Below are 18,353 nucleotides of genomic sequence, written 5' to 3' on the forward strand. Positions count from 1 at the left end.
TCAGCCGATCGGGGTCAGTCGATCGGGGTGAGCCCCCAGGATCCGGTCCAGCGCTCGCCCGGATGCAGCCAGCGCAGCCCCTGCCCGTTGTTCAGGGCATCGGCGTTGCACGTCATCGGCTCGATGGCCAGGCCAGTGCGCGTGCCGTCCTCGCCGGGGAAGTTCGGCGGCACGTAGACCTGCGCGAAGCCGAACGAGGCGTCGGCCCACAGCACCACGCCACGACCGTCCGGCGCGGTGACCCGGTGCTCGTACCGGTCCCCGACCGGGGTCAGGTCGGTGAGTGCGTGGTTGTGACCCAGCCGGTCGCCGACCCGGGCGCCGCCGCGGAAGTCGTGCTCGGTGCCCTCGACGGGGTGCAGCCCGGTCGGGATCATCCGCTCGTCGGTCTCGGCGTAGCTGGCCGCCGCGACGGTCACGGTCAGCTCGTCCACCGGCACGTCCCCGACCCGCAGGTACGGATGGGCGCCCACCCCGAACGGCACCTCGACGGAGCCGATGTTGATCAGACCGTGGGTCACGGCCAGGCCGTCGCCGGTCAGCTCGTGCCGGACCCAGGTCTGCAGCGTGCCCGGCCAGCCGTGCTGCGGGTAGACGTCCGCGCGCTGCTCCAGCACATCGTCACCGAAGTCGACCGTGACGTAGGCGGTGTTGCGCAGCAGCCCGTGACTGGCGTGCCCGGTGGAGACCTCGGTGACGTCCAGCTGCTGCGCCGCGCCGCGGTAGGTCCATCTGCCGTCGGCCACCCGGTTCGGCCAGGGCACCAGCACGATGCCACAGCCCATCGGCGGCAGCCGGTCGTCGGCCCAGGTCTCGGTGTAGCGGACGCCGTCGACGCTGAACTCGCGCAGCACCGCCGCCAGCTCGCCGATGCGGGCCACCGCCGTGCCGCGACGCAAGGTGTGGACCGGGCCGGTGGCCGGCGTGGGTCGGTCGGTCGCCTGGTCCGTCGTCATCCGATCCCCATCTCGTCCCCTACGGGATTCCGTCCGGCATCGCGTCAGGTCCTGGTCCCGCCGGCCAGCCTCGACATGGCCCGGCCGAACTGCAACAGCCGCTGCATCTGCGCCAGCCCACCGTCGGTGACCGACTTGGAGAAGCGATAGGTCTCGACGTACTGGACGCTGCGGGTCTCGTTGGCCTCGGTCAGCTCGGTCATCGACCGCTCGGGCGTCTGGGTGGCCAGGTAGAGGTTCACCGCGTGCATGGTGCGGGACCCGTCGGGCTCGACCCGGAACCGGTGCCGCAGGCCCTGGTCGACCACCGCCGACAACGGCACGGTGCGGATGGCCGAGGTGAACATGACCGGGCCTGACGTGCCACCGGACAGCAGCGACCCGGCGGCCAGCGGATCCTCGGGATCCTGCTCGTCGTCGCCGTGCCAGAGGATCAACCGCCGACCGTCGGTGACGGCGATCTCCTGCCAGATGGCCTCGCCCCAGGGCTGCGGTGTGATGAGCCGCTCCAGGGTGAAGGCGACGACCGCATCCAGGTCGACCACCCCGGCCAGCGCGTCCAGCGCCACGTCGGCGTCCCGCACCGAGGCCCGGACGGCGTCCTCCAGACGCGGGTACGGCGCCCAGTCCTGCGGCACGAACGCCCCTGACGTCATGCGGTCGCCCGCGGCGCCAGCCAGGCCTTGGCCGTGCCGCTGTTGATCAACGACAGCGAGATGATCGGCAGGATGGCGTACATCAGCGGGTAGACCAGGCTGAAACCGACCGGGGCACCCAGCGTCAGCATCCGGACGAAGAAGTAGACGCTCAGCACCAACGACGCCACGCTGCCCAGGACGAGCATCCGCGACCGCCGGCTGAACACCTGGGCGCCGCCGACGATCAGCAGCGCGCCCGCCGCGAGGGTCAGCAGAGCCACGATGGTGATCTCGGCGCCGGCGCCCAGCGCCTCGCGATCGAACTCCTGGACCAGGACCGTGCCGCCGGCCAGCAGCCCGATGCCGGACATGACCACCGTTCCGGCCTGCACGAAGGCCAGCACGGCCGCCGCGGTCACCGCCCCGGGCCGGCCGCGGCCGGGCGCCGGGTACCCGCTCGGACCGGGCATGGCGGCATAGCCGGGCTGGCCGTACGGCGGCCCGTACTGCTGCTGCCCGTACTGCTGGCCGGCCTGGCCGCCGTAGGGCTGGCCGTAGACGCCGTACTGGCTGGGCTGCTGCGGGTACTGCCCCGGCTCGCCGTACGGCTGGCCGTATTGCGGCGCCCCCGGCTGCTCGCCCTTGGCGTAGGGATCACCCGGCTGCGACCAGGCCTGCTGCGGCCAGTCGGCGCGGGGCTGCTCGCCCCACGGCTGGGCCGCGGTCGGGTCGTTCGGCTGCCACCCGGGACCGCCGGGTTCCCCGCTGTTGGTCATGCCTCGCCCCTCCGCTTCGGCCGGTGATCGGCCGCCGCTGCCGGGAACCCGGCGCCGACGACTGCTGAGCATGATGTCAAACGGCCCGGACACCTCGGCCGGACAGCACCACGGGACCGTCCGGACCCGCGCTCCACCGGTGTCTCGTCGTCCGGGAGGCGCTGATCAACCTGGTCGTGGATCGTCCCTCACGCGACGGCCCAGGATCCGGAATCATCATGGAGATGAACGTCCTGGTGAACCGGGCATCGACCGCCGTCGCGGGCATGTGGTGCGAGATCCACCTCCGGGCTCGGCTGTTCCCGCTGCGACGCACACTCGCCCGTCCGCCAGTCTTCATCGAACCGGGTCAGGTCGACGGTGCCGGTCCGCCAGAGCATCTCGACCGGCCCGATGATCCCGGGGAGGACCAGCCGTGAGCCGACCGAGGAGCGTCCTGGTGGCCTCGCGACCGTGGCCATCGTCATCTGCGCCACGATCGCGGCGGGTGTCCAACCCCGCAGCGATCACTGCGCCGGATCGGCCGGGGCGAACGGTATACCGGCCCCCGACGACGCCGTCTACTTCGCCACCACCGACGAGCTGATCGAGTACCTGCGCAGCCAGGGTGTTGACGTCCCCGATGGTGCGTACGACTTGGGCGCCGACGTCGGCGGGACCTCCGCACCGCGCTGATCGGCGCGTTCGACGGCGCGCGCGGGCTCGGTCGGTCGTCACCGTCACGTCCACTCAGACCAGGGTCAACCATCGCAGCACCCACCGCAGCATCGGTCCACGACTGAGCGCTTCGATACGGCTTCCGGACAACTCTCGCCGGGCGTGTCGGCCGACTCGCACCGGCTGTCCGGAACCGGGCGGATTCGGACGACCTCTTCGCTGCGACGAGCCGGACCTCTCCAGATGGAACTCGCCTCGGCGTCGGGTTGATCTTGCTCAGTTGTCGGACATGAGCGGTGGCTCGTCTGGTAGCGAGGTGGAGTCACCTCACGCGGACGGGAGCGGGCCGTTGAGTACCGGAGGCGAGCTGCTGCTCGCGGGCATCTTGCTGCTGGTCTGGGCGCCTTTCGGCTACCTAATCAGCAAGCGCTACTACGAATCGCCGAAGCGACCTGCGGAGACGGCGTCTCGTTGGAAGGGCAGCCCTGGCCGTATCGGCCACATCGTCATGGCTCCCTTCGGAGCAGGGCTGATCATTGCCGCAGTCATCGTCGGGATCTAGAGACCAGTAGCTGAAGGGCAGGCGACAGTAGCCATGGGTTGGTGGTGGGGCGTGCTGTTGGTCGTCGTCGGTATCGGGATGCTCGTTGTCGGGCTGATCCGGGAAGGCCGCCGACAGAGCCGTCGACAAAGGTGACTTGACCAGACGGCGCTGAACTGTCCGGAACCGGACGGATTCGGACACGTATCGCGTCGGTTGATGAGGTGCATCCTCGTGTGATGGCTGTGAGGGCGGTGGCGAGTCGATGGACGACTTCGTGGTGATCGCTCCGCACGTGGTGGGCATGCCGATCGCACAGGCGCAGCGAGTCGCCACGAACGCTGGGTTCGCCCTGGCGCAACCCGACCCTGATGGAGCGCCGTTCTCAGAACTGACCTGGCGACTGCCACCGACGGTGACCATCACCTCTCAGCGACCGCCGGCCGGCACTGAGATGCGTCGCTGGGACTCCCTGGTCGTGACCTGGGGAGACGAGCGTGCGGGCGTCCGTGAACCGCGACGACCGGCCCCTGTCCAGGACCGGGGCATTGAACACCTGGATGGGCCGCCCGACCCGCCCTTCCTGCCCGGCTGACCGAGCACTGACGACTTCGACGGCACTGTCCGAAACCCAACCATTCCGGACACCGGCTCCCATCGCTCGCCGATCACCCTGCCCTCGGTTCATACCCTGCCGACGCGAGCAGCAGGCCATGACGCACGGTGAACCATCGCGAGTCGAGATGACACCGGGCCTCATCGACTCCTTCGGACCCTGACCCGATCCCGCGGTGTGTCGGCGGCGGCCCTCGGCGCTCCGCCGTGGCATGACCCTGCAGCTGCCCGCCACCACGTCGCACCCCGTCCCGGCCCAGCCGTGGAACGAGGTGGCGGTGCGTCTCCGGCCGTCCCGCGCCCGGACCGCGCTGGCCGGCGGCCTGGCCGCCCTGGTCGTCGGCGTCCTGGTCAGCGCCGCCGGCGGCGCCGCCATGCTGCTGACCGACGTGCTGCGTTCGAGCGCGGCGGCGGTCGCCGCCCCGGCCGAGGGACAGCGACCGGTCGTGCTGCCCGACGAGATCGGGGCGCTGCGGCAGCAGGCCCTGCTGCTGGCCGACACCGGCGAGCGGACCGCTGGTCTTCAGGCGCGGCTGGAGGACGCGACCGCCCGCACCGTGGCCACGCTGACCGGGACCTACCGCGCGGGTGCGGGTGCGGCCGCCCACAGCGACGCCGACCTGACCACCATCGCGTGGGCGATGGTCGTCCGCACCGACGTGCCGGCTCCCGCGGTGCTGCCGGCCGGCCCGACCGCCGAGGACCTGCACCTGGCGGCACCGCCGCGCGAGGTGATCACCATCGGTGCCGTGCAGTGCCTGGTGCAGACCGACACGGTGCCGGCCGGCCAGCAGGTCAGCCCCGCCGACCGGCACGTGCAGCACTGCCAGCGCGGCGACGACGACCGCACCGTGCTGACCAGCTTCGGCGGGTCGCAGCCGACGCTCGAGTCCGCCGCCACGTGGACCGACCAGGTGTGGGCGGCCACGGCCGGCGTCTGAGACGTCAGGACCGGGCGACGGCCCCGAACGCGTGATCGATGAGCTGGGTGTCCATGTACTCGTCGGACTCGACGATCTTGCCGTTCTCCATGCGGAACACCGCGCAGTAGAACTGGTCGTACGGCTGGTGGCCCTGGGCGAACCGGCCCTCGGTGTGGAACTGGCACACCACGTGGTCACCGTCGGCCAACAGCAGGTCGATGGTCATCGACCCCGGCGTCTCGATGAGCTCGAACAGCGGGCCCCACAGCTTCTCCCGCAGCTCCTGCGGGCTGTGCCAGGTGCCGGAGAACTTCGTCCGGCCGAAGATCGTCCATCGCACGTCCGGGGCGAGGGCCTCGACCAGAGCGTTCGGTCCGCCGCTGCCGTCCAGGGCCCGCCGGACGATCTCCTTGTTCTCCGCTGCTCCCACGTCACGCCTCCGCGTTCGTCGATGGCCCGGGCGCCGGTGCCCGTCCGGCGCGGACCGTATCGCAGTGATCCGGCGGCGCCGCCCACAGGTCCGGGCCGCATCCAGCAGCTCAGCCCGCGTCCGGCTCGTGCTTGCGGTTGTCGAACCGCCACAGCGACGGCCCCAGCCACGCGGCGACGACCACGCCCACCACGGTGAGGATGCCGCCGGCCACCACGGCGATCTCGGTGGTGGTCGCGGACGCGGCGAATCCGTGCGCCAGGTCGGCGACCCGCGGTCCGCCGGCCACCACGATGAGGAACACGCCCTGCATCCGGCCGCGCATCTCGTCGGTCGCCTCGACCTGCAGGATCGTGGTCCGGAAGGTGGCGCTGACCATGTCGGCCCAACCGCCGATGGCCAGCCAGAGCACGGCCAGCCACAGCACCGACGTCATCCCGAAGAACGTCACCGCGACGCCCCACAGCACGATCGCCGCGATGATCGCGATGCCCTGCCGGTGCACCCGCTGCAGCCACCCGCTGGTCAGCCCACCGATGAGGGTGCCGATGCCCATGGCCGCGTTCAGCCAGCCCAGGGCCAGCCCGCCCTCCGGCGGCCCGCCGAAGGTCTCGGTCGCCATCTGCGGGAACAGCGCCCGAGGCATGCCGAACACCATCGCGATGATGTCGACCACGAAGGTCATCAGCAGCAGCGGCTTGAGCTTGAGGTACTTGAGGCCGTCGACCACCTTGGCCCGGCCCCGACGCTCCCCCAGCGGCGGCAGGTGCGGCAGCCGGAACACCGCGTAGAGGATGCCGACGGTGGCCAGGGCGTCCAGGAAGTACAGCCAGGGCAGCCCGACCAGCGGCAGCAGGATGCCCAGCAGCAGCGGGCCGATGATGATGCCGGCCGCGAAGATGGTGGTGCTCAGGGCGTTCGCCGACGGCACCAGGGCCAACGGCACGATGCGCGGGATGATCGCCGAACGGGTCGGCTGATTCACCGCGAAGAAACCCGACTGCAGCGCGAGCAGGGCCAGGATCACCCACACCGACTCCGAGTCGGGCAGCGCCGCGAGCCACAGCCCGATGCTGGTCAGCGCGATCCCGCTCGAGGTGATCATCAGCAACGTGCGCCGGTCGTAGGTGTCCGCGATCGCCCCACCGAGCAGCCCGAACACGACCAGCGGCACCAGAGCGACCAACGACGAGACTCCGACCCAGGCCGAGCTGCCGGTGATGTCGAAGATCTGCGCCTGCACCGCGACCGCGGTCAGCTGGGTGCCGATGACGGTGAACACCTGCCCGATGAACAGCCGCCGGTACTCCGGCACCGCGAGCGGGCGCAGGTCAGGTCCCCACCGGGGCGGTGGAGGCAGCGGGGTGTGATCGGGCGGGTCGTCGGGTGCGCTGGTGGACGGCCCGGTCACGGAGCGAGCCGCTGCACGGTCCAGGCGGCCGGGTCGAGCACGTCGCTGCCGGCGTCCCGGACGAAGACCAACCGGTCGTGCATGCGACCGCGCCGCCCCTGCCAGAACTCCACCAGCGTGGGCACGATCCGCCAGCCACCCCAGAACGGCGGCACCGGCACCGCCGGCGCCTGCTCGTCGTCGGCCGCGCCGAACCGGGCTTCGACCTGCAGCTGCAGCGCGTCCAGCGCGGCCCGGTCGGTCAGCGGCCGCGACTGCGGACTGGCCCAGGCCCCGATCTGCGAGCCGCGGGGACGCTGCGCCCAGTAGGCCTCGGTCTCGGAGGCGTCCACCCGCTCCGCCCGACCGCGGACGTGGATCTGCCGCTGCAGCTCGTACCAGGGGAAGGTGGCGCTCACCGACGGGTTGACCGCCAGGTCCCGGCTCTTGGCCGACTCGTAGTTCGTGTAGAAGACGACGCCACGTGCGTCGTACCCCTTGGCCAGCACCGACCGCGACGAGACGGTGCCGTCGGCGGACGCGGTCGCCACCACCATCGCGTTCGGCTCCCGGAGGCCGCCGCGGACCGCGTCCTGCATCCACCGGCGGAACTGGGCGGGCCAGTCCGGCTCGAGGTCGGTCTCGGTCAGGCCGGCCCGCTCGTAGCTCTGCCGCATCTGCGCCAGGTCCGGACCCGTCTGGTCCTGCTCGGTGCTCATCGCCTCGTCGTCCCCGTGGTCGTCCGTCGCGGCCCGTCCGGGCCAGCTCCTTTCATACGCCGTCCGAAGGACCCGCCGACACCGGGCCAGTCCCGGACCGGTGGCCCGGTCGCCGGGGAACGGCCGCACCCGGCATCGGGCACGTGACCAAGCACACCCCACGGCGGCCTTCCCGCCCGGCCGCCACGCGCCGACAGTGGGCGCATCCCGCCCCACTGCTGTGGCGAGGCCCATCGGCGCGGCAGCATCCCCTGCATCCGACGGCCTGCCGGAGAGGACCAGTCATGACCACATCGACCACCGGCACCGCCACGACTCCCGCCACCGGGCCGGACACCCCGCCCGCCTTCGTCCCGGGCCTCGAGGGCGTCGTCGCCTTCCACACCGAGATCGCCGAGCCGGACAAGGACGGCGGCGCCCTGCGCTACCGCGGCGTCGACATCGACGACCTCGTCGGCCGGGTCGGCTTCGACGACGTCTGGGCCCTGCTCGTCGACGACGCCTTCGGCCCGAAGCTGCCGGTCGAGACCGCGTCGCCGGCCATCCGCACCGGCAACGTCCGCGTCGACGTGCAGGCCGCGGTGCCGCTGCTGGCCGCCGAGCGCGGCTTCGAACCACTGCTGGACGTCACCGTCGAGCAGGCCCGCGACCAGCTGGCCCAGACCACCGCGGCGGTCCTGTCCTACGCCGCCCGCTCCGCGCGGGGTGACCGGCCCGCCGTGCCGGACGCCACCCTGCAAGCCTGCGACGGCGTGGTCGAGCGGTTCCTCACCGCGTGGTTGGGCGAGCCGAGCCCCGAGCAGATCACGGCCATCGACGCCTACTGGGTGTCCGCCGCCGAGCACGGCATGAACGCCTCCACCTTCACCGGCCGGGTCATCGCCTCCACCGGCGCGGACGTGCCCGCCGCGTTCGCCGGTGCGATCGGCGCCATGTCCGGTCCGCTGCACGGCGGGGCGCCGGCCCGGGTGCTGCCGATGATCCAGGAGGTGGAGCGGACCGGGGACCCGAAGGCCCTGGTCACCCGTCTGCTGGACAGCAAGGAACGGCTGATGGGCTTCGGCCACCGGGTGTACCGGGCCGAGGACCCCCGCGCCCGCGTGCTCCGCCGCACCTGCCAGGAGCTCGGCGCGCCCCGCTTCGAGGTGGCGGCCGCGCTGGAGCAGACCGCGCTGGCCGAACTGCGCGAGCGCAGCCCCAACCGGGCCATCGAGACCAACGTCGAGTTCTGGGCCGCCGTCATCCTGGACTTCGCCGGGGTGCCCGCCCCGATGATGCCGGCCATGTTCACCTGCGCCCGGACCGCCGGCTGGAGCGCGCACATCCTGGAGCAGCGCAAGCTCGGCCGGCTGGTGCGTCCGGCCGCGGTCTACGACGGCCACGGGCCGCGGTCCGTCGAGGAGGTCGCCGGCTCCCGCAGCTGACCACGGCGGGACGGACGACGCTGCCCGCGGTGGCAGGATGGGCCCGGCCGGGCCCGCCCTGGACCCGGCTCGCGCCCGGATGAGGAGCAGCCCCGCCATGGTCGATGTGACCAGCCTGACCATTCCCGACGAGCTCAAGCCGGCCGACGGCCGCTTCGGCTGCGGACCGTCCAAGGTCCGTCCGGAGGCCCTCGCCTCCCTGGCGTCCGAGGGTGCGTCGGTGATGGGCACCTCCCATCGGCAGGCGCCGGTCAAGGACCTGGTGCGCCGGGTCCGTGACGGCCTGGGTCAGCTCTTCTCGCTGCCCGACGGTCACCAGGTGATCCTGGGCAACGGTGGCACCACGGCGTTCTGGGACGCCGCCGCGCTCGGCCTGGTGCGGGATCGGTCGCACCACCTGACCTACGGCGAGTTCTCCAGCAAGTTCGCCACCGTGACGAAGAAGGCGCCGTTCCTGGCCGACCCGGTCGTCGTGTCGTCGGACCCGGGCACCGCCCCGGACGCCGTGGCCGCCGAGGGGGTCGACGTCTACGCCTGGGCGCACAACGAGACCTCCACCGGCGTGGCGGTTCCCGTGCAGCGACCGGCCGGGGCGACCGAGGACCAGTTGGTGCTCGTGGACGCCACCTCCGGCGCCGGCGGGCTGCCCGTCGACCTCGCCCAGGCCGACGTCTACTACTTCGCGCCGCAGAAGGTCTTCGCCTCGGACGGCGGCCTGTGGATCGCGCTGGCCTCCCCGGCCGCGCTGGACCGGGTGGCCGAGATCGCCGCCTCCGACCGGTGGATCCCGGAGTTCCTGTCCATCGCCACCGCGCTGGACAACAGCACCAAGGACCAGACGCTGAACACCCCGGCGGTGGCCACGTTGTTCCTGCTGGCCGACCAGATCGAGTGGATGAACGGCCAGGGTGGGCTGGACTGGGCGGTCCGCCGGACCGCGCAGTCGTCGGGACACCTGTACTCGTGGGCCGAGGCCAGCGAGTTCGCCACCCCGTTCGTGCAGCGCCCCGAACTGCGCTCGCAGGTCGTCGGCACCATCGACTTCGCCGACTCGGTGAACGCCGCCGACGTGGCGAAGGTGTTGCGGCGCAACGGGATCGTCGACACCGAGCCGTACCGCAAGCTCGGCCGCAACCAACTGCGGGTCGGCATGTTCCCGGCCGTCGAGCCCTCGGACGTGCAGGCCCTGACCGCCTGCATCGACTGGGTCGTCGGCCGTCTCTGACCGCTGCTCCCGCCGGGCCCGGCGCGCCTGACCGAGGCGCCGGGTCCCGGCGGGCTAGCCTTCGCCGGACGGCGTTCGGGAGGAGATCGCGATGCGGATGCTGCAGGTGACCGGGCTGGACGAGGACCGGTCCTGCGTGCGGTGCACGGATCCGGAGACCGGTGACAGCTTCGGCATCGCCGTCGACGACCAGCTCCGGGCGTTGCTCACCGCTCCCGCTCGGCCGACCGTCCGTACCCCCGCCCGCCCGGCCGGTCCGTCGGCGTCGGCCCAGGCCGCCGACTCCGTGCTCACCGAGCCGCAGCTGCGGCCCCGCGAGATCCAGGCCCGCATCCGGGCCGGTGCGACCGTGCAGGAGGTCGCCGACGCGGCCGGGGTCGGCGTCGGCCGGATCGAGCGCTTCGCCTACCCGGTGCTGCTCGAGCGCTCGGCGATGGCCGAGAAGGGCCGTCGGGCCGTCGCCGTCATCGGCGGCACCACCTCGCGCAACACCCTCGAGGACATCGTCCGCGACACCGTCGCCGCCCGCGGACAGGACCCGGCCCAGCTCACCTGGGACGCCCACCGCACCCAGGACGGATGGGTGATCTCGGCGGTCTGGCTGGTCGGGCGCAGCGCCAACCGCGCCCAGTTCATGGTCCACCCCGGTCCGGGGTCGGGCACCGTCACCGCCTTCGACGACGCCGCCCGCCAGCTGCTGGATCCGGCCCCGCAGCCGCTGCGCACCGTCGACCGGCGCGCCGAGACGGTGCCGGGTGTCTCGTCCGCCGACGAGCAGGCCGCCCGGACCGTCGGCGGCAGCGAGTTCCTGGCCGCCCTGGAGACGTCGCGGCACCCCGCGCTGCGGGCCCGCCGCACCGGCACCTCCGGTGACTTCCCGATCGTGCCGGCCGGCCGGTCCAGCGCCGCCCCGGCGCACCGGCCGATGTCGGCGCCGGTGGTCCGCCCCACCGAGTCGGCCCCGACCCCGGTGCTGCCGGCCGAGTCGGTCGCGCCCGCGGTCGTCGAGCCGCCCGCACCGAGCACCGTCTCCACTCCGACGGCCACTCCGGCCACCACCGGAACCTCCGAGCCGTCTGCGACCACCCCGGCGGTGCCGGCGTCCGGCGCCGCTCCGCTGGACGCCCTGTTCGCCACGCCCGAGGGCACCCCGGGGGCTCCAGCCCAGGCGCCCAAGCGTCCGCGGCCGACCATGCCGTCCTGGGACGACCTGCTGCTGGGCAACAAGCCGCGCAGCTGATCCGACACGGAGGGGGCGTGGCATCGCCGGTCAGACGATGAGGACCACGCCGATCCAGCCGGCGACCACGCCGACCGCCGCGCCGGCGGCCAACCAGCGCAGCACCGGCACCCGCCGCAGGATCCACAACCCCGGCATCACCCCGACCGCGACGATGAGCGAGACCAGCACCGCGACGAGCGGCTGATCGGTCAGCACCGATCCGAGCGTCAGCACCGCCACCGCGGCCACCAGGGCGCACACGGCGGCGACGGCCAGACCCGGACCCCACGGCACGCCGTCGGCGGTGGCGCGGGCGGTCTGCACCCAGGCCCACGACTCCCCCGGCTCGCGCGGACCGGGCGGCCCCTCGGCCGGCCCGCCGTCGAACTCCACGAGATCGTCGGCGCTGTCGGCAGTCTCGGGCGCAGCGGGCGGCGTCGGGTCGGCGGTGCTCACGCCGCTCAGTCTCCCGGATCGACGGACGCGAACGCGATCGCCCCGGCGGTCGCCACGTTCAGCGAGTCGACCGTCCCGCTCATCGGGATCCGCACCCAGGCGTCCGAGGCGGCGAGCGCCTCGTCCGTCAGGCCCGGTCCCTCGGAGCCGAGCAGGACGGCCACGCGTCCCCGCAGGTCGGCCCGGCGCAGTGGGACGGCCTCCGCGCGTGGCGTCATGGCCACCACCCGGAACCCGTGCGCGCGCACCAGCTCCAGCCCGGCACCGACGGGACCGGGCAACGGCGCGAACGGCACCGCGAGTACGTTGCCCATCGAGACCCGCACGCTGCGCCGGTACAGCGGATCGGCGCAGCCGGGCGCGAGCAGCACCGCGTCGACCCGCAGGGCGGCGGCGTTCCGGAAGATCGACCCGAGGTTCTCGTGATCGCCCACACCCTCCAGCACGGCGACCGTGCGGGCCCGGGCCAGCAACTCGGCCGCCGGTGGGAAGAGGGCCCGGTCGGCCGTGGCCAGCACGCCGCGGTTGAGGTGGAAGCCGACGACCTCGGCCATCACCTCGGCCGATGCGACGAAGCACGGCAGCTCGGGCCGGTCGACCAGGCCGTCGGCCAGTTCCTCGAACCGCCGGGCCACCCCCAGCATGCCGCGCACCGGATAGGCGGACGCCAGCATCCGGCGCACCACCACGGTGCCCTCGGCGATGACCAGCCCCTGTCCGCCGGGCCGATCGGGCCGGCGGTCGGCCCGCTTGAGGTCGCGGAAGTCGGCGAGCCGCGGGTCGTCCGGGTCGGTGACCGGGATCAGCACGGGCGGCTCGTTCAGTCGGACGCGGCGAGCCGGTCCAGGATGCCGGTGGCCTTCTCCAGCACGGCACGGTCCCGCTGGGACAGCTGGGCCAGCTGCTGGCCGAGCCACAGCTCCCGGGCCCGGACCAGGTTCTCGATCTCCGCGGTGCCGGTGTCGGTGATCGTCACCAGCACCTGCCGACCGTCGTCGGGATTGCCCTGCCGGGTGACCAGGCCGGACTGTTCCAGGGCGCTGACCACACGGGTGATGGACGGCGGTTTGACCTGCTCCTTGGCGGCCAGCTCGCCCGCGGTCAGCGGTCCTTCCCGCCAGATGACCGACAGCGCCGACATCTGGGTCAGGGTCAGGGCGTGGGCCGGGTGATCCTCCTGGCGCATCCGGCGGGTGAGCCGGTGCACGGCCAATCGGAGCTCGCTGGCCAACTCGGCGACGTCAGGCACGCCGCTGAGCCTAGTGGTCAGAGGATCACCCGCGGGTGAATCACGTTCGCGGATGGGGATCTGTGTGATTCGGGTCCGGCATCACGGGGAATCCCTCACGGTCCCCGGTCCATCGCCCAGGACCCCGGGTCCGGGTCAGCGCAACTGCTCGTCGAGCGCCATCTGGTTGGCCGAGCGGCGACCGCGGCGGGCGGCGTGCCGCTGCCAGAAGTAGATGGACAGCCCCATCAGCCCGAGCACCCAGCCGGCCAGGCAGGTCCACAACCAGATCATCGCGTCGTGCTCGCGCAGCGGCCTGGTGAAGAACAGCAGCACCACGAAGGCCACGAACCACAGCGCGGTGGTGGGGATGACGATGTGGGCGAGGTTGGCCCGGACCGGCGGCAGCGGCGGCGGCGGCGGCGTCAGGGTCGGGACGGGGGCATCGTGATCGGGCTGTCGCTCCGGCTGCACCACAGGCGACAGCGTACGGGCCGCACCCCGCCCACCCACGCACCTCGGCGATCACCCGCCGACCTCACCACGGATCGAGCGCGGTCTCGGCCAGTCCCACCGGATCGGCCGCGGCGGCGGCCACCGCGCGGGCCCGCGCCGACCAGCGGCCACTCACCCAGGCCGCGATCCGGCCGGTCCCGTCGGCCGAGCCGTCGGTCCACCAGCGTCCGCCGTCGCCCGGCCACCACCGGACGGGCACCGACCGGTCGCCGTCCAGCACGGCCAGCCCGGGCCGGGCGTCGACCCGGTCGACCAGCGCCTCGACCGCCGGCCCGATCCAGCCCAGCGCGGCCGCAGCCGTACGGATGGCGACCGTCAGGTCCTGGCGCGACGGCCCCGCCGGATCACCATGGTCGGAGCCCGCCACCGGCAACCCGCCCACCACCTCGGAGGCCAGGTCGAGATCGAGGATCTCGGCGGCCTGCCGGGCGTCTCCGGCAGGCGCCACGCTCCGCGCGGCCGGGAAGATCTGCGCGGCCCACGGTGCGTCGAGCACGGCCGCGTCGTCCGCCGGCACCACCGCCCCGGTCAGGGTGCGGACCTCCGCGGGCAGCTCGACGGGCACGACGGCGTCCCGGTGCTCGGTCAGCACCGCGAGCACCGCAGCGGTGGCCGGACCCACCACCGCCGCGGGCAGCGTCCGCCGGTCGTCGGCCCACCGGTCGACGAGCACCTGCGGCTCCTCCGCCGCGTCGGCCAGGTCGGTGAGCAACCCGATCCGGTCGGCCAGGGGCAGCGCCGTCCCCACCGGGGCCTCGTCGTACAGGCCGACCAGCTCGTGCGCGGACGACGTGCGCCACCGCCGCAGCGGCACCCCGTCCAGCTCGGCCCAACGGGCCAGCCACCAGCGGGTGTACGACGGCCGCCCGGCCACGTCGGCCAACGCCGGGCGGACCGCCGGATCGGCGGCCAGCAGGGCCAGCGCCTCCGGCCACCGGTGGCGATCCACCAGATCCAGGTCGGTGACGACGCTGAGCTCCCCGGGCGGCAGCACGCCCGCCGCCTCGCACTCAGCCCACCACGCGTCCAGATCGGGCACGCCGTCCGGAGCGTCGTCCGGGTCGGTGAGGTCGGTGACCAGCAGCACCCGGAAGCCGGACCGGACCCCGACCGCCTCCAGCACCGCCGCCGGGTAGCGCTGCGCCCAGGGCGGTGCGACGACGGGCAGCTCGGCATCCGCGGCCAGGACCGCGGCCAGCGGCGATCCCGGCGCGAGCAGCTCCCCGGCCGGCCAGGCCTGGCCGTCCTCGTCGGACAGCAGCAGGGCGTCCAGCACCCCGGGCGCCGCCCGGCCACCGACCGCGACCAGGTCGAGCAGCACCGCGGCGAACGCCTCGAGCTCGGCCGGCTCCGGGTCGACGTCGTCGAGGTCGTCCCGTCGGCGCTCCAGGTCGGCGACGACGGCCGGGTGGCCGAGCACGGTGTCCGGGTCGGCCCGGCGGGCGCCGATCCGCTCCAGCAGCGGGTGGGCAGCGGCCGGGTGGACCAGCGCCAGCCCGGGCACGGCGCGACCCGCGGCCAGCACCACCGCCGCGTCCGGGCCGGACGGCGGCAGCAGGCAGCGGGCCGGCCCGATCACCGTCCGCCCGTCCACCAGCGGCACCGGCAGGTCGGCCAGCTCCTGGGCGTCCTGCTCGGCGAGCGCGTCGTACACCGCCGCCCAGAAGGCCGGTCCCCGGTCCAGCGCGCCCAGCGCGGCCGACACCTGCGACGGGCCGATCGCGGACGCTCCGAGGGTGCGCAGCAGCGTGTCCGCCGAGGTGCCCGGAGGCAGCGGCCAGTCGGTGACGGCGAGCAACCCGGGCACCGCCTCGGCCAGCACCGCCGCCCCGTCCGGCGTCAGGCCGGGCAGCCACTGGGCCCGGTCCGGCGTCACCGGCTCGCCGGTGGCCGACGGGAGCCACGGGGTGTCGCGCAGCAGGTCCAGCAGGGCGGTGCGGATCCGGGCGTCCACCGGTCCGGCCGGGAACCCGGACACCGGGACCACGGCGGCGCGGTGTCGCGGGGCGACCGCCGACACCAGGTCGAGGTGGGTCAGCGCCGCCTGGTCCAGCAGGAAGTCGTTCAGCGGGCCGGCGGCCAGCCGACGCCGGGTGTCGTCCACCGCGAACGTCCCGATCAACCGGGCCGAGGCGGTGATCAACTCGTCGGTGGGCGTCGGCGCGCCCAGCGGGGCCGCCGCCACCGGGCCGAGGTGCGGCACCGCCCCGCCGGCGGCCGGACCGTCCAGCGGATCGTCGGCGGGTCGCTCGGCGTCGCCGTCGGTCACCGGGTCGATCATCGGGTCGATCATCGGGTCGATCATCGGGTCGGTCATCGGGGTGGTCATCGGGGTGGTCACCGGGAGGATCCAGCGCACCGACCACGTCGTGCGGTCACGCTCCTCCACCGGCCGCCCGGTCAGCAAGTCCGGAGGGACCCGGCCGGTCCGACCCGCAGCCAGGTAGGACCGGTCCGCGGACGGACCGTCGGGCCGGCGGACGCGCAGGGTGAACACTTCGGTCGTCGCGGCGGGCGACGGATCCGGGGCGGCCGGTGTCCGGGTGACCACCACCTCCGGGAGATCGAGCTCGGCCAGGCCGGGCAGCGACCAGAACAGTTCGTCGGCCCATCCCGGCCCGGGGTCGGCGGGAGCGGCCAGGTGCCGCGACCAGTCCGCGGCGCTCTCCGGGTGCCGCAGCGGCAACCGGATCTCCGTGGTGAAGCCGGCCGGCGGCCGGGTGTCCGGCCCGACCGGGACCGGCCACGGCAGCCGGAGCGCCGGGACCGCCCCGTCGCGTCGGCTCACTTCGGCGGTCAGCGCCGCGACGTCCAGCCGGGTCGCCGCGGCCAGCGTCGCGGCCCGGTCGAACCGCACCGATCCGCTGGTCGACAGCACGATCGGGGCGTCGGTGACGTCCAGGACGGCGGTGAAGCCGACCCCGAAGTGCCCGACCGACGCGGACCCGGCGGCACGCTTGGCCGACGCGCGCAGCGAGGCCAACGCGACGACGCCGTCCGCGGTCACCGGCGCGCCGGTGTTGGCCACCCGCAGCTCGCCGCCCACCAGCCGGATCCGCAGCCGCGCGGGCACGCCGGCGTCAGCGGCCGCGTCGACGGCGTTGGCGGCCAGCTCGGTGAGCACCCGCCCGGCGTAGCCGCCGACGGCCAGCGCCTCCTCGGCGTTGGCGTCCTCCCGGAACCGGGCCGGGGAAGCGGCCCACGCCTGCAGCACGGCACGGCGGATCGCGCCGGTGTCGAACGGGTCCGGATCGTCCGGGGTCACGCGCAGCGGATCCGGCTCACTCGGCGGACGGACCGGTGGAGTCCTCCTCGGACGGATCGGCGTCCGACCCGGCCGCGGCGGCCGCCTCGGCCTCGGACCCCGGCACCTCGGACCCGCCCTCGACCTCAGGCGCGTCGATCTCGGTCACCAGCGCGACCGGCTCGTCGACCGTGGCGTCCGGCGCGGACTCGCCGTCACCCGGCACGGTGACCTCCGCCGCCGCCTCCACCGCGGCGATGACCGCCTCGACCTCGGCGGCCGGCGCCTCGTCGACCGGCCCCTCGTCGACCGACGGCTCGGCCGGCCTGTCGTCCTCGGTCACTTCGACGTGGGTTCCGTCGGTGACCGTCACCTCGGCCGGCACGGCCTCGTCGGCCACCGCCAACTCGGCGGTGCTCTCGTCCCGGGGCCCGGCCGTATCAGCGTCGTCCGCCGGCGCCGGCGGCCGCGGCTCCACGTCCATGAGCAGTTCGTCGACCACCGCCGCGGTCGTCGTGGCCAGACCGGCCGGTTCCACCTCGGTCTCCGAATGCGCGCCGCACCCGAAGCCGACCGAGACGACCGACAGTTGCGCCGGCGAATACTCGTTGCCGCAGGCGCCGAACCCGGCGCCCAGCGCCCCGGCCAGCGGCAGGTAGAAGCCGCAGCTCCCGCACGGCCCCGGGGCCTGCCGAGCCGCGGGGCTGTCCGGACCGAACGGCCCGGTGGCCCAGCGCTCGGCCGTCTCCTCGCGGCCCAGCCGGCTCAGCACGTGCACGCGACCGACGCCGAGCTCGTGGGCGACCTCCTCGACCGCGGGGTCGTCGGATTCCAGGTAGGACGGGACCAGCCGCGGGTCGTCCGGCGGCGGCGGCAACAGGTCGCCGGGTCCGACGTCGCCGGCCCGGATCCGCTGCGACCACGGCAGCCAGGCCGGCGCGAGCAGCGCGTCCGGCCCGGGCAACAGCACGACCTCGCTGACCGTCGGCGGCGTCTCCTCCAGCACGGCCAGAGTGACCGCCCAGCGCCAGCCGTGGTAACCGCGGTTGGTGCTGGCGAAGAAGACGGTGACGGCCACGGTGTCCTCGGCGACGGCCCCGGCCAGGTCACCGACCTCGGCGGCCGCGCCGGCGTCCTGCTCGGCGGCCAGCCGCGCCACCGCGACCAGGTCGGGCGACGGGTCGATCGGGCGGCTGACCGGCGGCTCGGTGAGGACGTCGGATCCGCCGGCGGACGGGTCGGGGTCGCTGACCGCGGTGGAGAGCGTCACCCGGCCATGATGCCGCACCGGGACACCCGTTCCGACCTGGCCGATCCCGGGAGTTCGGGTCGGCGGGCGGCGCGACGCCGCGGGCCGGGTGCCGTGCGGCAGGATGGACGACGTGCAGCGCGG

The 18,353-nt window shown here is 74.0% G+C and carries 19 protein-coding genes; 7 read left to right on the top strand and 12 right to left on the bottom strand.

All coding sequences use genetic code 11. From position 1 onward, the window contains the following. Nucleotides 1-14 precede the first annotated feature (14 nt). Genes JL106_RS03660 through JL106_RS03670 form a run of 3 tightly spaced genes read right to left on the bottom strand, consistent with a single transcriptional unit; the run spans nucleotide 15 to nucleotide 2,370 of the window. Entirely contained in the window at nucleotides 15-956 is a 942-nt protein-coding gene (locus tag JL106_RS03660) for an aldose 1-epimerase family protein (RefSeq protein ID WP_205259317.1), read from the bottom strand. Between the two features lie 44 nt (nucleotides 957-1,000). Further along, nucleotides 1,001-1,612 carry a hypothetical protein gene (locus JL106_RS03665; RefSeq protein WP_205259318.1) on the bottom strand — a complete coding sequence of 204 codons (612 nt, stop codon included), beginning with the start codon at nucleotides 1,610-1,612 and terminating at the stop codon, nucleotides 1,001-1,003. Next, nucleotides 1,609-2,370, bottom strand: coding sequence for a hypothetical protein (locus JL106_RS03670; protein ID WP_205259319.1), 762 nt, complete (start codon nucleotides 2,368-2,370; stop codon nucleotides 1,609-1,611). The genes JL106_RS03665 and JL106_RS03670 overlap by 4 nt, the downstream gene beginning before the upstream one ends. A gap of 360 nt (nucleotides 2,371-2,730) precedes the next feature. Between JL106_RS03670 and JL106_RS03675 the strand changes: the two genes are divergently transcribed. The 4 genes from JL106_RS03675 (at nucleotide 2,731) to JL106_RS03690 (ending at nucleotide 5,124) form a co-directional block, all read left to right on the top strand. After that, complete coding sequence (locus JL106_RS03675) at nucleotides 2,731-3,045, top strand: hypothetical protein (protein WP_205259320.1); 315 nt, start codon at nucleotides 2,731-2,733, stop codon at nucleotides 3,043-3,045. A 331-nt stretch (nucleotides 3,046-3,376) separates the two neighbouring features. Continuing rightward, entirely contained in the window at nucleotides 3,377-3,589 is a 213-nt protein-coding gene (locus tag JL106_RS03680; protein WP_205259321.1) for a hypothetical protein, read from the top strand. A gap of 244 nt (nucleotides 3,590-3,833) precedes the next feature. Then, entirely contained in the window at nucleotides 3,834-4,163 is a 330-nt protein-coding gene (locus JL106_RS03685) for a PASTA domain-containing protein (protein ID WP_205259322.1), read from the top strand. Between the two features lie 232 nt (nucleotides 4,164-4,395). Next, on the top strand, nucleotides 4,396-5,124 hold the full coding sequence (locus tag JL106_RS03690; RefSeq protein WP_205259323.1) for a hypothetical protein: 729 nt from the start codon (nucleotides 4,396-4,398) through the stop codon (nucleotides 5,122-5,124). Nucleotides 5,125-5,128: 4 nt separating this feature from the next. Here JL106_RS03690 and JL106_RS03695 read toward each other — a convergent pair whose 3' ends face one another. The 3 genes from JL106_RS03695 to pdxH all read right to left on the bottom strand — a co-directional run bounded on the left by JL106_RS03695 (nucleotide 5,129) and on the right by pdxH (nucleotide 7,645). Next, nucleotides 5,129-5,536 carry a nuclear transport factor 2 family protein gene (locus tag JL106_RS03695; protein WP_205259324.1) on the bottom strand — a complete coding sequence of 136 codons (408 nt, stop codon included), beginning with the start codon at nucleotides 5,534-5,536 and terminating at the stop codon, nucleotides 5,129-5,131. A gap of 109 nt (nucleotides 5,537-5,645) precedes the next feature. After that, nucleotides 5,646-6,947, bottom strand: coding sequence for an MFS transporter (locus JL106_RS03700; protein ID WP_328841212.1), 1,302 nt, complete (start codon nucleotides 6,945-6,947; stop codon nucleotides 5,646-5,648). Continuing rightward, on the bottom strand, nucleotides 6,944-7,645 hold the full coding sequence (gene pdxH, locus JL106_RS03705; RefSeq protein WP_205259417.1) for a pyridoxamine 5'-phosphate oxidase: 702 nt from the start codon (nucleotides 7,643-7,645) through the stop codon (nucleotides 6,944-6,946). The genes JL106_RS03700 and pdxH overlap by 4 nt, the downstream gene beginning before the upstream one ends. A 284-nt stretch (nucleotides 7,646-7,929) precedes the next feature. Between pdxH and JL106_RS03710 the strand changes: the two genes are divergently transcribed. The 3 genes from JL106_RS03710 to sepH all read left to right on the top strand — a co-directional run bounded on the left by JL106_RS03710 (nucleotide 7,930) and on the right by sepH (nucleotide 11,534). Continuing rightward, the gene (locus tag JL106_RS03710) at nucleotides 7,930-9,069 is read left to right on the top strand and encodes a citrate synthase 2 (RefSeq protein ID WP_205259325.1); all 1,140 of its coding nucleotides are present in this window, start codon (nucleotides 7,930-7,932) and stop codon (nucleotides 9,067-9,069) included. Nucleotides 9,070-9,166: 97 nt separating this feature from the next. Then, complete coding sequence (gene serC, locus JL106_RS03715; RefSeq protein ID WP_205259326.1) at nucleotides 9,167-10,294, top strand: phosphoserine transaminase; 1,128 nt, start codon at nucleotides 9,167-9,169, stop codon at nucleotides 10,292-10,294. A gap of 91 nt (nucleotides 10,295-10,385) precedes the next feature. After that, nucleotides 10,386-11,534 (top strand): septation protein SepH, encoded by a 1,149-nt coding sequence (gene sepH, locus JL106_RS03720; RefSeq protein WP_205259327.1) that lies wholly within the window; start codon nucleotides 10,386-10,388, stop codon nucleotides 11,532-11,534. Nucleotides 11,535-11,564: 30 nt separating this feature from the next. Here sepH and JL106_RS21485 read toward each other — a convergent pair whose 3' ends face one another. From JL106_RS21485 to JL106_RS03750, 6 genes are all read right to left on the bottom strand, one after another. After that, nucleotides 11,565-11,972, bottom strand: a complete 408-nt coding sequence (locus JL106_RS21485; RefSeq protein WP_205259328.1) for a DUF2537 domain-containing protein — start codon at nucleotides 11,970-11,972, stop codon at nucleotides 11,565-11,567. Nucleotides 11,973-11,977: 5 nt separating this feature from the next. Then, a complete protein-coding gene (locus JL106_RS03730; RefSeq protein WP_236006735.1) occupies nucleotides 11,978-12,778 on the bottom strand; it encodes a TrmH family RNA methyltransferase in 801 nt (266 codons plus the stop codon). A gap of 14 nt (nucleotides 12,779-12,792) precedes the next feature. Further along, entirely contained in the window at nucleotides 12,793-13,221 is a 429-nt protein-coding gene (locus JL106_RS03735; RefSeq protein ID WP_328841219.1) for a MarR family winged helix-turn-helix transcriptional regulator, read from the bottom strand. A 135-nt stretch (nucleotides 13,222-13,356) separates the two neighbouring features. Continuing rightward, nucleotides 13,357-13,677: a DUF2530 domain-containing protein gene (locus tag JL106_RS03740; RefSeq protein ID WP_205259330.1), complete on the bottom strand. Its 321-nt coding sequence runs from the start codon at nucleotides 13,675-13,677 to the stop codon at nucleotides 13,357-13,359. 61 nt (nucleotides 13,678-13,738) lie between these two features. Beyond that, nucleotides 13,739-16,981, bottom strand: a complete 3,243-nt coding sequence (locus JL106_RS03745) for a sacsin N-terminal ATP-binding-like domain-containing protein (protein WP_205259331.1) — start codon at nucleotides 16,979-16,981, stop codon at nucleotides 13,739-13,741. Between the two features lie 16 nt (nucleotides 16,982-16,997). Further along, nucleotides 16,998-18,230, bottom strand: a complete 1,233-nt coding sequence (locus tag JL106_RS03750; protein WP_205259332.1) for a DUF3027 domain-containing protein — start codon at nucleotides 18,228-18,230, stop codon at nucleotides 16,998-17,000. Between the last annotated feature and the right edge of the window lie 123 nt (nucleotides 18,231-18,353).

This window comes from Nakamurella leprariae, from assembly GCF_016918035.1.
Lineage (GTDB): Bacteria > Actinomycetota > Actinomycetes > Mycobacteriales > Nakamurellaceae > Nakamurella > Nakamurella leprariae.